This is a genomic window from Nocardia sp. NPDC050799, assembly GCF_040654015.1.
GTDB lineage: Bacteria > Actinomycetota > Actinomycetes > Mycobacteriales > Mycobacteriaceae > Nocardia.
Genome location: NZ_JBFAHF010000001.1, coordinates 305,209 through 317,653 on the forward strand (window position 1 = coordinate 305,209; position 12,445 = coordinate 317,653).

The following is a 12,445-nucleotide window of genomic DNA, read 5'->3' on the forward strand; positions in this document are numbered from 1 at the left end:
CGCCGTCTTCCACCGGTGGGTGCGAGTTCGATGAAGGTCGTGGTCACCGGGGCCAGCGGCAATGTGGGGACGGCACTGCTGCGCTCGGCCCGGCCCGGACCGGAACTGATCGGGATCGCCCGCCGCCGTCCGCCGCGGGGACGGGAGCCGTACGACCGGGCCCGGTGGGTCGAATGCGATATCGGCGATCCGGCGGCGGCGACCCTCCTACCGAAGGTTTTCGCCGGGGCCGACGTGGTGGTCCATCTGGCCTGGGCGGTTCATCCGCAACGGACCGATCCGCCGTTGACCAGGACCAATGCCGCCGGCACCGCCAATGTTCTGCGTGCGGTCACCGAGGCGGGGGTGCGGCATGTGGTGTGCGCGTCCTCGGTGGCGGCCTACACTCCCGCCGCGCGGTGGAGTCGTGTCGACGAGCAGTGGCCGTGCGGTGGACTGTCCGCGAGCGCCTACAGCAGGGGTAAAGCCGAGCTCGAGGCGCAACTCGACGCGTTCGAGCATCGGCAGCCCACGATCCGGGTGGCACGGATCCGGCCGTGTGCTGTCGTACAGGGTGACGCGGCCGCGGAAATGGGCGAGTGGCTGTTCGGCCGGTGGCTGCCGCGCACGGTGCTCGGCCGGCCCGGGGTGCCCGTTCCGCTGTGGTACGGGCTGCGCCTGCAGCTGGTGCATGCCGCGGACGTGGCCGCGGCCGTCGGCTCGATCGTCGAACAACGCGCCACCGGCGCGTTCAACCTCGCCGCCGACCCCGTGCTCACCGCCACCGACCTGGCCGCGGTATTCGGGGGCTTCCGGGTACCCGTGCCGCACCGCGTGCTGACCGTGGGAGCGGGGGTGAGCTGGCGGTTGGGTCTGCAGCCACTGCATCCGGCCTGGCTCCGGCTGGCCGACCGCGCATGCCTGGTGGACGCGGGCCGGGCCGCCCGCGAACTCGGCTGGACGCCGCGATACGACGCGGTCGCCGCCTGCGCCGAACTCGCGGCGGCGATGCGGGCCGGACGGTCCGGTTCCAGTGCGCCCCTCGCGCCGGAGCGCCCTGCTTTCCGGTTGGGGAGACCGACCCACCAGAGCCAGCGTCCGCTTACCAGGGCCCCGGCGGCGGCCGCCGGAGCCGGGCCGCGGACCGGCGGGTCAGCCCGGGGAGCGGGGGGAGCGCCCGACGGCGAGGGCGGCGAACCGCTGGAGTGATTCCCGGTTGCGCGGTACCAGCGCCAGGTCCTGTACCGACCCCGGGAGGAATTTCCCGGGGCCGCGGACGACGCGTTCGGTGATCGTTACTTCGGTACGGTCGGGCCCGAGCTCGGTGAGATCGAGCCGGATATAGGCCGCGCCCGCCGGCCACAGCCAGGCCTCGAGCTCGAGCCGGTGTGGTGCGTCGACCGAGCGAACTTTCGTGGTGTCCTGCCGGGCCAGTGGCCAGCCCCCCACGCTGTGATGGATACGGGTACCCACCTGCGGCCACCCGGGGTCGACCTTGCGGATATGCGAAGCGCCGACCACCCACAGCCCGTACAGCCAGCCGTCGGCGAGGACCGCGAACGCGTCCTGTACAGGTATCGGTATCTCCACACTCGGTTCGGCCGCCATCGCTCCTCCGATCTTCCGAACCACCTCGGTCACCGGGGCGCGGCTTCCCGCCCAGCGAATGCGGGCGCCATACCCGGGATCGGCGACGCGAAACACCGGTCCCCGGCCGGGCGCGGTGTTCGTCCGGCACGGGGTTTGCCGGGCGGAGTGCGGGGCACCCGGCGAGCAGGCCGGAGCGAGACCTGCCCCGCCCCGGCGGCCAGGAGAAAAGGACGAGCCAGTGCCGAACCGAAACCGCACCACCACTGCGACCGCCCGCTCGCCGGTACAACTCGCCGCTACCGCGGTCGGCGCGGTCTTCTTGCTGGTCGGAGTGCTCGGCTTCATACCCGGGATCACCACCGATTACGGGGCTCTCGCGTGGGCGGGGCACCATTCCCAGGCCCAGTTATTCGGCCTCTTCAATGTGTCGGTGCTACACAACATCGTGCATCTGGCATTCGGTATCGCCGGTCTGATCGCGGGCGCGCGACCCCGGCCGGCCCGGGCCTACCTTTTGGTAGGCGGAGCGATCTATCTGCTGCTGTGGGTGTACGGGCTGATCGTCGATCAACACAGCGCCGCCAATTTCGTGCCACTGGACACCGCGGACAACTGGCTGCACTTCGGCCTCGGCGTGGGCATGGTGCTGCTCGGCGTCGCGCTGCCCCGGCACAGTGACGACGTGGGGCGCCACCTGTCCGATCGGCAACCCGGCATCATCGAGTAGGAGCAGGACAGCGAGTGGACGGACGAGAACGAGCCGTACCCGAGCCGACCGGGCCTGCCGTGCGGGTGGTCGGTGAGCGGGACGGTCACCCATCGCCCATGGTGGTCGGTGTGGTGGCCGATCCCGATCTTTTGGCGTCGGGCGGATCTGGGCGACTCACTCTGTGGCCAGCATCCGCACCTGGTCCGGCCGGAGACGCACTCCGCATTCCTCCATGCGGGTCAGCACTTGCCTCATGAGATGCTGTGTGGGCAGATAGTGGCCGCTCTGGTCGGTGATCAGGCGAATCTCACCGTTCACTACCTCGATCTCACCGGCTCCCGCGACTGGTCCTCCAGCAAGAAAGCTGGAGTGCTGGAGTATGTTCCGCTTTGCAAACAATGAGGCGTAAATATTCCCATGTTCGTCCATGACGAATATCGCTCGTTCAAGCGGCGCCCCAGAGCGTCTCTCACGTTCGCGTTCCTTGTATCGAACAGGTTTCCGTTGGCGTCGCGGACACGGCCGTCGCGGATGTCGAGGCAGAACGGGAGCCGTTCCGCCTCGGTGCGTAGGTACCGCACACCTGTGTCGCTGACGCGCCCCGGTACGTCCTCACCGATGTGACCGTCCCCCATATCCACGGTGTCGAATCGCCCATCGCTGGATTCGCCCCAGGTATCGCTATCGGGATCCCAATAATCAACACCTTCGGCGTCGCTATCCGGAGTCGAGCGTCGGAGATCGAGGGTCGGCGATTCTCCTCTGGCGAAGGAGGACCGGTCCACGCCGGCCGCGTGGCCTGCACCCAGGTCGAGCGTATCGCCGAACTTTCGGAACCGGCCCGCCGCGGCGTCGGCGACCGACTCGATGGACCGGGCGGTGCTCGCCACCATCTGCTCCACCACGTGAGGCAGCGGCTTTCCTGACAGTTCGTCTGGCCCCACCGAGTGCACCTCACCGACCAAATCCCACAAGTTATCATTCTTCGATCCGCGGGGCTGAGTAGACAACTCTACGGCAAACCGGGGGTCCCGAAGATGGGAAGGCGCCCCTGAAATACCAGGCCGGGGCGCGGTGTGGCGTGGTAACCCCACCAGGACTCCGGTACATTCCCCCATCGCTGCCGGTCGGGCCACTGTCGTTATTTCCGCCCTATCGCTACCAGAGCCCTATCTGCGCCCGCGCGGGAGCTCACCTCGAGGAGGGCTGGTCGAGGCTGCCCCTGGTCGCGGGCAGCGCACTCGCCCCGCAGCGTCTCGAAACCTTGGTTATGAGACGGCAGGTCGATGTAATGGCAGCGGATTGAGCGTCGAGGGCGGCCTGTACGCGCTGCACCAGCTGCGGCATTCGCGGTTGACCCATGCCGCGGAGGATGGTGCGTCGACTCCGGTGCTGATGAAGCTGTCGGGGCATGCCTCGGTGCGCAGCCTCGCCAAGTAGCGCTCGCCCGGACAACGAACTCGCCGCCCCGCGTGAGGACCGCGCCCTCCTTCCGGCTCACGTCGAATCGAGCGGTCGCCCAAGGCTGAAACGGTTTCCCGGAGAGAACCGCTCACGGCTCGTCCGGTGCATCGGAATCGCGCAGCGGCCGGTGTGTTCCGCCGAGATCGTGGTGTGCGGACCGGATCGGCCGCGTGGAGTGCGCGCCGGAAGGTTTGCTGGTCGCCGCGGGTCCGGCGCCGCTCGGCCGCATCGCGCCCCCACGTCCTCGAATCCGGTGGGCCTGTGTTCTTCGCTGGCCCGCAGCAGTTCTCGATCGCCCGGCAGTCCGGCCCGGGAGCCGACGGGAACACCGTGTCCCGAACGTGTCGTACCCCGCTGCTACCGTGCTGTCGTAGTGCGAAAAGCGTTGTGTCTCAGCCCAGCTGTCCCTGTCTTCGCGTCCCGGCCGTCAAACCCTCTAGTTCATCCATCCTTCCGGGCCTAGGCGGAGCGCGCGAAAATAATTACACTCGGCGTCAGGCTCTGGCTACGAGCCTGGGCGCAGGGGTCCGGTAGCTGGAAGGTGTCGGTGTGGGTGTCGAGTTCGTTCCGGGAGTGGAGGGTTCGCCCGATCGGGCCGGTCACGGAAGCGACCGGGTCCGGGTACCCGCCGGTGCGGCTCCGCGGTCCGTAAGGCAGCACGGCCGGACCCGGTACGACGAATTCGCCCGGCAACACCGTGTCGACCCCGGAGAGGAAATCGAGTGGGAACTGTCGGGCTCCGCGGGGGAAGCGGGAACACCTCGCGAGCGTGGATCGGTCAGAACTGGAAACGCTCATGGGCAACGAAGCTCCGGACCGCCCCGTGGCTATGGCGGACTATCTGAACGCTGATCCCACCACGACGACCGTCTCGTCGTTCGTCGTCGAGGCACGTCGGCGCGGGGTCGATCCGTCCCCTTTACTGGATGCCGATTTCTTTCTCCGCGGCGAGGACTAGGTCGCTCGGCCGGATGCCGAACACCTTGCAGATCTTGTACATCTGTGCCATCGTCATCGCTCGTTCGCCACGCTCGAGCCGGATGATGGTCTTCTTGTTGTAGCCGGTCTTCTCGGCCAGTGCTTCTTGACTCCAGCCGCGCCGCGCCCGCATCGCGCGTACCTCCGCGCCCAACGCCGCGTCCAGGCGTGCCTCCTCGGTGGTCGCTGCCTCCGACTCCGCGGGCGTCGCATCCATGTCGACCATTCTGGGATCGGGCAGGGTCTGAATCAAGTGCCCGACAGTTTCGGGTCCGCGGCAGAATCCCGGCCGACATAGTGCCCGAAATAGGCCTAATAGTGACTGAAAAAGGTTGAAAAAAGACCGAACGGGGCCTACGGTGAAGAGAGCGGTTGTCTATCACCGCAGTTCACGCCCCGTAGCGCGGTCGCGTCCGCACCGGTGAACACGGCCGGCCTCCCGGGGCGCCGACGACGATCGGCGCGAGGACAGGAGGGTCCGATGGCCTGGAGCGGAGACCCGGTATGGCTGGCCGAGGTGCTGCGCGGCGCCGGCCTGCCGGTGATCGAACACGACGGCTGGCGCGAACGCGGCCACGGCGACTTTCTCGATATCCGCGGCGTGCTGTGTCATCACACGGGCGGAGGGGGCCCGAACGACTGGCGCATCGTCCAGGACGGTCGTCCCGATCTGCCGGGCCCGCTCGCCCAGCTGGTGCTCGAGAAGGACGGCACCTACCGGGTGATCGCCGTCGGCGTCGGCTGGCATGCCGGGCGTGGGAGCTGGCCGGGCTGGCCCACCGACAACGCGAACTATCACACCATCGGCATCGAAGCCGTTTCGCGTGGCACACCACCCTGGGATTGGACGCCGGTTCAGCTCGACGCCTACAAGCGCGGCTGCGCGGCCCTGCTCCGGCGCATCGGCCGCGGCGCGGGCGATTGCGTCGCGCACCGCGAGTACTCCAGCGAAGGAAAGATCGACCCGGCGGGCATAGATATGAACGCCTTCCGCCGGGACGTACAGGCACTCCTGGACGGAAAGGGTGAGCAGATGGCGTTTTTGGAAGAAAAGATCACCAACTATCACGGTGAGCAGGTCACCGTGGGGACCCTGCTGCACTACCTGGACAAGCATGTGGGGCTCACGCTGGATCAGCTCTCCGGTGCCGGGACCGCCCGCGGGGCGAACTTTCCCGGCTGGGATTTCTTGGGTGACCGGACCACCGCCGAGGCGCTGGGCGTCATCGGCGCGGCATTGAAGATCCCCGGATTCCGCGATCCGGCCACCGACGAACGCGCCTGAGGAAGGACGCGACACCCCTGCCGCAGTTGGGAGGACAGCATGATCAGCGAAGTGGCATCTGTCCTCGGCGGCCTGCTCACCGGCGTCGGTGGGGTATGCGCGGCCGGAATGCTGGGCAGGCGTAAACGGCGGGCCGATGCCGTCCAGGTGCTGACCCAGGCCGCCACCCAGATGGTCGAGCCGCTGTCGCGGCAGCTCGCCGCGATGACCGCCGAACTGGAAGCGCACCGACGGGTCGTCGCCGACGCGGAACGACGCTGCCGCCTGGCCGCCCCCCAGCACGCCAGCTGGGACATCGTAGTCCGGTCCTCGCTGCTCGACCTCGGCGTCGATGTGCCGCCACCGCCACCGCTCACCAGGGAGATCTCCGAATGACGGCGGCAAGGGTGTGGTTCGGCCGGTAGCAGTACTCGTGACCGCGCGGGCGGTGCTCGGTGCCCTCACTGTTGCTCGGTGGCCTCCAGAGATCGCCGAGCCGAGGGGGCGGGACCGAGGAGGCGCAATCGTGACGTCGTGGCGGGCGCGGGACCTCGAAGCGAATGATGCTGCGGACTCCGCTCAGACCTCGACCTGCGAGCCCATGATCACTGTCCGGTCGCGGGGCAGCCCGAAATAGTCGGCGGCGTCGGAGGTGAGGTAGGAGGTGGCGATGAACAGGCGTTTGCGCCAGGGCGCCATGGTGGGCGCCGGGCCCGGCTTGAGTTCGATCTTCGACAGGAAATAGGAGGCCCCCTCCACCTCGATCGGGCCCTCGGTCTGCGCGGGGTCGAGCCGGCCCAGCAGCTGCGGCACCTTCGGGGTTTCCATATAACCGTGGTGGACGGTGACATGGACGATGCCGTCGTCGGTATAACCCAGCGGATCGACGCGGAGGCGGTCGGCATCGGGCACCCGCGGGACGGGCACGGTGTCCAGCGAGAGGATCACGACGTGTTCGTGCAGTACCCGGTTGTGTTCGGCGGTGGCGCGCATCGCCAGCGGAGTGGTGCTGCTGCCGCGGTTGAGGAACACCGCCGTACCGGGAATCCGGATCAGGGGTGGCCGGCGGCTGCGCAACTGTTCGACGAATTGCGGTAGCGGACCCTCGGCCTGTCGCCGCGCGGCGGTGACGATGACACGGCCGCGCGCCCAGGTGATCATCACGGCGAACGCGGTGAGTCCGATCAACAGCGGCAGCCACGCCCCGTGGACCAGTTTGGTCAGGTTCGCCGCGACGAACAGCGCGTCGACGGTGAGCAGGGGGATCGCGCCGAGTAGCACGAGCCACAGCGGGGTACGCCATTTGGTGCGGGCCACGTAGAAGAAGAGCAGGGTCGTGATGGTGATGGTCGCGGTCACCGCCATACCGAAGGCGTAGGCCAGTGCCGCGGAACTCCGGAAGGCGAAGACCAATGTCAAAACCGACACCATGAGCAACCAGTTGATCCACGGAACGTAGATCTGCCCGATGGTGGATTCGGAGGTGTGCGCGACCCGCAGGCGCGGCAGGTAACCCAGCCGCACCGCTTGGGCGGCCACCGAGAACGCGCCGGTGATCACCGCCTGGGACGCGATCACCGTCGCGGCGGTCGCCAGCAGCACGAGGGGCAGCCGGGCCCACCCGGGGGCGAGCAGGAAGAAGGGGCTGTCCACCGCGGCCTCGTCACCGAGGACGAGCGCGCCCTGCCCGAAATAGCTCAGTGTGCAGGCGGGCAGGACCAACCCCAGCCACCCCCGGGTGATCGCTTTCCGGCCGAAATGGCCCATATCGGCGTAGAGCGCCTCGGCGCCGGTGACCGCGAGTACGACGGCGGCCAGGGCGAAGAACGCGATATGGAAATGCCCGGTGGCGAAACTCAGCGCGTAGGTCGGGGAGAGGGCTTTCAGTATCTGGGGATGGCGGGCGATTCCGGCGATACCCAGGGCGCCGATGGTCAGGAACCACACGATCATCACGGGGCCGAACAGCCGGCCAACCGTGGCGGTACCTCGCCGCTGGACGGAGAAGAGGGCCACGATGATCACGACCGTGATCGGGATGATCAGGTCTCTGAGGTCCGGTTCGACGATCCGCAGCCCTTCGACCGCGGAGAGCACCGAGATGGCGGGGGTGATCATGCCGTCGCCGAAGAAGAGTGCGGCGCCGAAGATCCCGGCCCCCGCGAGGAAACCGGCGGTCCGGCGGCCACGGGTGGCGCCGAGGCGGCGCAGCAGCGTGATCAGCGCCATGATGCCGCCTTCGCCGTCGTTGTCCGCGCGCATCACCAGGGAGATGTAGGTGAAGGTGACGATGGTCATCACCGACCAGAAGATCAGCGACACCACCCCGTACACATTGGCGGTACCGATCGGTACCGGATGCGGATCCTGCGGATCGAACACGGTCTGGATGGTGTAGATCGGGCTGGTGCCGATATCGCCGAAGACCACGCCCAGCGCGCCCACGATCACCGCCGCCCGCACCGGTCCGCGGCCGGCGGTGGGTGCGGGGGGACCGGTACGTGTTTCGCTCACCATGGGTTTGCTCCTCGTCGGCCGGGTCCGCACTATCGTGCACTGCCCGACCCCGAGTCCGCGGGAGCGGCCGCCGGTGCGCACGTCGGTCCGCGCGGGCGGCCGGTGCGCAGGTCCCCGGCGGGCGAGGTCACCGGCCGGGACCGCGGTCAGTGCGCCGCGAGGGTCCGCTCGGCGGGGGCCGCGGTGACCCGGCCCAGTGCGGTGACCAGGACCAGAGCGGCGACCACCGGTACGCAGGCGAGGAGCACGATCGTGCCGGTCGACGCGCCGACCGCGATGAGAGCGCCCCCGATGATCGGTCCGAGCACCGAACCGAGCCGTCCCATGGACGATGCCCATCCGACACCCGTGGCGGCGGTGCGGTCGGGGTACAGCGAGACCGCGAGCGCGGCCTGGCCGATCATGCCGGCCTGCAGGCCGAGGCCCACTCCGCCGAACACAATGAGCAGCAATGCCTTGTCCGTGCCGAGGAGGCCGGAAACGATCAGGAAGACCACGGCCGCGACGGTGGTGCCCGCCAGTACTGAGGTCATGCGCAGGCGCAGCACGCCGAGCATGAGCACTCCGGCGCCGATGATGCTGCCGACCCCGAGTGCCGCCGAGCCCAGCGGGGCCAGGCCCTTGCTGAACCCGTAGCTGGTGAGCAGGGTCGGCAGCCAGGACGAGAAGATGTAGTAGACCGAGAAGGTGAGGAAGGAGAATCCCCACAGCAGGGCGGTGCGGGTGCGGACTCCGGGGTCGAAGAGCCGGGCCACCGAGGCGCCGTGCCTGGCGGCGGCCGGTTCGATCGTGCCCATGACCTCCTCTTCGTCCGGTAGGCCCAGCCACAGCAGCGGGAACAGGACGGCAGAGGCGAGCGCACCGATGACGAACACCGACTCCCAGCCGTGGCTGCTGACGAGTGTGCTGCCGAGCAAACCCGCGATCAGCGCGCCCAGCGAGATCCCCATGGTGACGAACACCGCGATGGACTGGCGGAAGCGGGCGGGATTGAGGGCGGTCGCGTGGGCGACGGCCGCGGGGAGCACCGCACCGAGACCGAGGCCGGTGACCAGTCGCAGGGCGGTCAGCTCCCAGATGGACGTCGCGGTGGCGGTGAGCAGCGACCCCGCGGTGAACACGAGTACGGCGGCGAGAATGACACGCCTGCTACCGAACCGGGCGACCAGTTGACCGACCGCGATGTATCCCAGGGCGACGCCGAGGCTGGTGATCGACAGCGCCGGCGTGAAACGCGACGCGGAGACACCCCATTCCTCGGACAGCGCGGGTATCGACAGGCCCAGGGCGATGGTGTCGTAGCCGTCGAGTACGACAGCGACGAAGGCCAGCGCGAGCACGACCCAGTTGGGGCGGGTGACGGTGCTCGGGGTTACGGCTGCGGGGGGTCCGCTCACGGTGGCGTCCTCGGCAATAGTCGGCGCTGGGCGCCTGATCGATAGGTTAGACCGGGGTGCGGTCGTGGGGGGAGGTGACCTTGTGCCCCGACCGCTGGGGTCGGGCCGGGCTCGGGGTGGAGATCGGGGCCATGGAGTGGGCTTTCGGTTCAGGGATGTGCAGATGTGGTGGGCGCTGATCTCCCGAGGAGACGGCTTTGCGCCAAGGCATGTGTAATCGCTTAGCGCTAAGACGTCAATGGGCGACCGGGACTCCGGCGAGCTCGTCGCGGCTGCGTCCTCGGCCGGAAACAGCGGAGACGCAGGTCACAGGCCCGGTGATGCCGGTCACGGCAATCGGAAAAATCTACGGTGGCGGGCGTCGGTTCGGTGGTGCGCTCACCCGGAGGGCGCCGGTCGCGTGGGTACTACGGTGCGCGGAGGAACACGCCTCGCTGTGTGGGTGCCCGCCGAACTCGACCGAACTGGAGGCTCCCCGGGTGAAGGGCTCGATCCCGCGGTCACGGTGTTCCGCCGCGATATGATCCTGGCCGATATCGGTTACATCGGTCAGCTCGATCCGCAATTTCGCGCCGGCCGCGACGCACAGGCGGGGCCGGCCGGACTACGCCGCCGCGCCGCCGCGCACGGGTCCGGGCACGGCGGTGTGGGGCCGCCGCATCCGGTCGACGATCAGGCCCGCCGCCGCCAGCGCACCGGCGAGCGGCAATTCGACCGCACCGGCGACGGCGAGGGCGCCCAGCCCGCCGTAGTAGATATAACGGGTCGGCAGGGACAACTCGACCGGCCCGGCCTTCACATCGATGCCCCGGCCGGGGATCGCGACCTCGGCGCTGAGATGGGGCAGCGTGAGACTGGCCGCGGGCGCGGCCCGTGCCGGGGAACGATCGGCCGTTCTCGCCGGGGCGGCGGCGGACGGTCGACCGGTACTGTTCGCACTACTGGGGGAAGGCATGGAAACACGGTCCTCTCGTGGTCGATAACTGCCGATTCACCGACGGTCGACCGGACCGGCACCGCCGGGTCGCTCCTCATCGATGATCGCGCCCTGACCAGGTCGAAGGCAACCGCTCGGTTCGTCCGGTCGGTTCCCGCCCGCCGCGATATCGGGTGCTGCGGCGGTTTCTCACCCCGGCGACCGTCGGCTGCGGAACATTTTTCCGATACTCGGTGAGGCCGCTCGGCGGATAGTGAGGGCCGACCGGGTACCGCCCGCTACGGGCCTCCCGGATCGACCCGCACAGGATTCCTACGAGAGGACACCCGTCGTGACGAACCCACTCGAGCCCGCCCGGTTGCAGGCCGCCCTGGACGATATCCACCGCGCGGGAATTCCCGGCGTGTTCGCCGAAGTGCGCGACGGTGATCGGCTGTGGCGCGGTGCGGCCGGGGTCGCCGATATCGAGACCGGCCGTCCGGTCACGGCGGATATGCGGCACCGGGTCGGCAGTATCACCAAAACCTTCACCGCCGCGGCGGTATTGCAGCAGGTGGAGAGCGGACAGCTCGACCTGGACACATCGATCGGCCATTACCTGCCGAAGCTGGTCCCCGGTGCCCGCGGTCAAGCCGTGACGGTTCGCATGTTGATCAACCACACCAGCGGTCTGGCCGAATATCTCCCGTACGCCTACCCGTCCCTCGCCGCCTTCCCCGCCGTGGCCGAGACACGGCCGGACAGCCTGGACGAGAACCGGCACACGCGTTTCGACCCCCTCGAACTGATCGGACTGGGGGTCTCCGCTCCCGCGGCCGGGACGCCCGGCGGCACCCCGGGTATCTACTCCAATACCAACTACCTGCTCCTGTGCCGGCTCCTGGAACTGGTGACCGGCACGACCGCGGAGAAGTGCATCACCCGTAACGTCATCGAACGGGCCGGACTGCAAGACACCGAGCTCCCGGAGAGCACCGGTGTCGACGGGCCGCATTCGCGGATCTACGAGGCGTGGTTCGGGATGTTCGAACCCCCGCGCGATTACAGCGATTTCGATATGTCGTGGGTGGGGCCGGCGGCTTCGCTGATCTCGACCGTGGCCGACCTGAACCGGTTCTTCGCCCTGCTGCTCGCCGGTGAGATCGTGGACCGCTCGTCGCTGGCGCAGATGCAGCACACCGTCCCGGTCATCTCCTTCGAGGGCAAGACGATCGAATACGGTCTGGGTTTGCACCGGATGGAGGTCCCCGGGCACGGGACATTCTGGGGTCACGACGGTTCGGTCTGGGGCGCCGGAGCGATCTCGATGACCCGCGCCGACGGTGCCCGGCAGTTCTCGGCCGCGGTCAACATGCAGCGCTGGAACCGGCTCGACGGACGGGGCAGGCCGCAGCCGCATCCCATCGACGGCGCGCTCTCGGCGTTCTACCGGCTCGTCATGTGAGGTATGCACGCCCCCCTGAGTGGCACGTCGTCCGTGCGCGATGCCGCCGGGACCGCGGCGGTCCCGGCGCTTTCTCCCGGCACGGCGTGGATCGCTGCCGGACGGTGCCCGGCATGGTTCTCGTGGCTACCGATAGCGTGTGCGTCGCGGCGCCGCGGCCAGCGGC

Annotated in this window: 13 protein-coding genes; 6 read left to right on the forward strand and 7 right to left on the reverse strand. The window is 68.7% G+C overall.

The window, feature by feature from the left end; translation table 11 throughout:
* The first annotated feature begins 30 nt into the window (after window positions 1-30).
* A complete protein-coding gene (locus AB0H42_RS01440) occupies window positions 31-1,188 on the forward strand; it encodes an NAD-dependent epimerase/dehydratase family protein (RefSeq protein WP_357048056.1) in 1,158 nt (385 codons plus the stop codon).
* Here AB0H42_RS01440 and AB0H42_RS01445 read toward each other — a convergent pair.
* Window positions 1,132-1,587, reverse strand: coding sequence for an SRPBCC family protein (locus tag AB0H42_RS01445; protein WP_357048059.1), 456 nt, complete (start codon window positions 1,585-1,587; stop codon window positions 1,132-1,134). The genes AB0H42_RS01440 and AB0H42_RS01445 overlap by 57 nt on opposite strands.
* A 220-nt stretch (window positions 1,588-1,807) precedes the next feature.
* Between AB0H42_RS01445 and AB0H42_RS01450 the strand changes: the two genes are divergently transcribed.
* Window positions 1,808-2,296, forward strand: coding sequence for a DUF4383 domain-containing protein (locus AB0H42_RS01450; RefSeq protein WP_357048061.1), 489 nt, complete (start codon window positions 1,808-1,810; stop codon window positions 2,294-2,296).
* 156 nt (window positions 2,297-2,452) lie between these two features.
* Here the strand turns inward: AB0H42_RS01450 and AB0H42_RS01455 are convergent, their stop codons facing one another.
* Window positions 2,453-2,596, reverse strand: coding sequence for a hypothetical protein (locus AB0H42_RS01455; protein ID WP_357048064.1), 144 nt, complete (start codon window positions 2,594-2,596; stop codon window positions 2,453-2,455).
* On the reverse strand, window positions 2,596-3,222 hold the full coding sequence (locus AB0H42_RS01460) for a hypothetical protein (RefSeq protein ID WP_357048067.1): 627 nt from the start codon (window positions 3,220-3,222) through the stop codon (window positions 2,596-2,598). The genes AB0H42_RS01455 and AB0H42_RS01460 overlap by 1 nt, the downstream gene beginning before the upstream one ends.
* 358 nt (window positions 3,223-3,580) lie before the next feature.
* Between AB0H42_RS01460 and AB0H42_RS01465 the strand changes: the two genes are divergently transcribed.
* Window positions 3,581-3,718: a hypothetical protein gene (locus tag AB0H42_RS01465; RefSeq protein WP_357048070.1), complete on the forward strand. Its 138-nt coding sequence runs from the start codon at window positions 3,581-3,583 to the stop codon at window positions 3,716-3,718.
* 943 nt (window positions 3,719-4,661) lie between these two features.
* Here AB0H42_RS01465 and AB0H42_RS01470 read toward each other — a convergent pair.
* Window positions 4,662-4,937, reverse strand: coding sequence for a helix-turn-helix transcriptional regulator (locus tag AB0H42_RS01470; RefSeq protein ID WP_030520303.1), 276 nt, complete (start codon window positions 4,935-4,937; stop codon window positions 4,662-4,664).
* A 264-nt stretch (window positions 4,938-5,201) separates the two neighbouring features.
* Here AB0H42_RS01470 and AB0H42_RS01475 point away from each other — a divergent pair, with 264 nt between their 5' ends.
* Complete coding sequence (locus AB0H42_RS01475; RefSeq protein WP_357048073.1) at window positions 5,202-6,005, forward strand: N-acetylmuramoyl-L-alanine amidase; 804 nt, start codon at window positions 5,202-5,204, stop codon at window positions 6,003-6,005.
* 39 nt (window positions 6,006-6,044) lie between these two features.
* Window positions 6,045-6,380 (forward strand): hypothetical protein, encoded by a 336-nt coding sequence (locus tag AB0H42_RS01480; protein WP_357048076.1) that lies wholly within the window; start codon window positions 6,045-6,047, stop codon window positions 6,378-6,380.
* A gap of 183 nt (window positions 6,381-6,563) precedes the next feature.
* On the opposite strand, the gene AB0H42_RS01485 is transcribed toward AB0H42_RS01480, so the two are convergent.
* The 3 genes from AB0H42_RS01485 to AB0H42_RS01495 all read right to left on the reverse strand — a co-directional run bounded on the left by AB0H42_RS01485 (window position 6,564) and on the right by AB0H42_RS01495 (window position 10,853).
* A complete protein-coding gene (locus AB0H42_RS01485) occupies window positions 6,564-8,501 on the reverse strand; it encodes a KUP/HAK/KT family potassium transporter (RefSeq protein ID WP_357048079.1) in 1,938 nt (645 codons plus the stop codon).
* Between the two features lie 146 nt (window positions 8,502-8,647).
* On the reverse strand, window positions 8,648-9,898 hold the full coding sequence (locus tag AB0H42_RS01490) for an MFS transporter (RefSeq protein WP_357048083.1): 1,251 nt from the start codon (window positions 9,896-9,898) through the stop codon (window positions 8,648-8,650).
* Window positions 9,899-10,502: 604 nt separating this feature from the next.
* Complete coding sequence (locus AB0H42_RS01495) at window positions 10,503-10,853, reverse strand: hypothetical protein (RefSeq protein WP_357048085.1); 351 nt, start codon at window positions 10,851-10,853, stop codon at window positions 10,503-10,505.
* A 313-nt stretch (window positions 10,854-11,166) separates the two neighbouring features.
* Here AB0H42_RS01495 and AB0H42_RS01500 point away from each other — a divergent pair, with 313 nt between their 5' ends.
* Window positions 11,167-12,279, forward strand: a complete 1,113-nt coding sequence (locus AB0H42_RS01500) for a serine hydrolase domain-containing protein (RefSeq protein ID WP_357048088.1) — start codon at window positions 11,167-11,169, stop codon at window positions 12,277-12,279.
* Window positions 12,280-12,445 lie beyond the last annotated feature (166 nt).

What these genes read in the sequence shown, in the direction of transcription:
- AB0H42_RS01440 (WP_357048056.1), top strand. Translation starts at nt 31, where the DNA reads ATGAAGGTCGTGGTCACCGGGGCCAGCGGCAATGTGGGGACGGCACTG.
- AB0H42_RS01445 (WP_357048059.1), bottom strand. Translation starts at nt 1,587, where the DNA reads ATGGCGGCCGAACCGAGTGTGGAGATACCGATACCTGTACAGGACGCG.
- AB0H42_RS01470 (WP_030520303.1), bottom strand. Translation starts at nt 4,937, where the DNA reads ATGGATGCGACGCCCGCGGAGTCGGAGGCAGCGACCACCGAGGAGGCA.
- AB0H42_RS01475 (WP_357048073.1), top strand. Translation starts at nt 5,202, where the DNA reads ATGGCCTGGAGCGGAGACCCGGTATGGCTGGCCGAGGTGCTGCGCGGC.
- AB0H42_RS01480 (WP_357048076.1), top strand. Translation starts at nt 6,045, where the DNA reads ATGATCAGCGAAGTGGCATCTGTCCTCGGCGGCCTGCTCACCGGCGTC.
- AB0H42_RS01485 (WP_357048079.1), bottom strand. Translation starts at nt 8,501, where the DNA reads ATGGTGAGCGAAACACGTACCGGTCCCCCCGCACCCACCGCCGGCCGC.
- AB0H42_RS01495 (WP_357048085.1), bottom strand. Translation starts at nt 10,853, where the DNA reads ATGCCTTCCCCCAGTAGTGCGAACAGTACCGGTCGACCGTCCGCCGCC.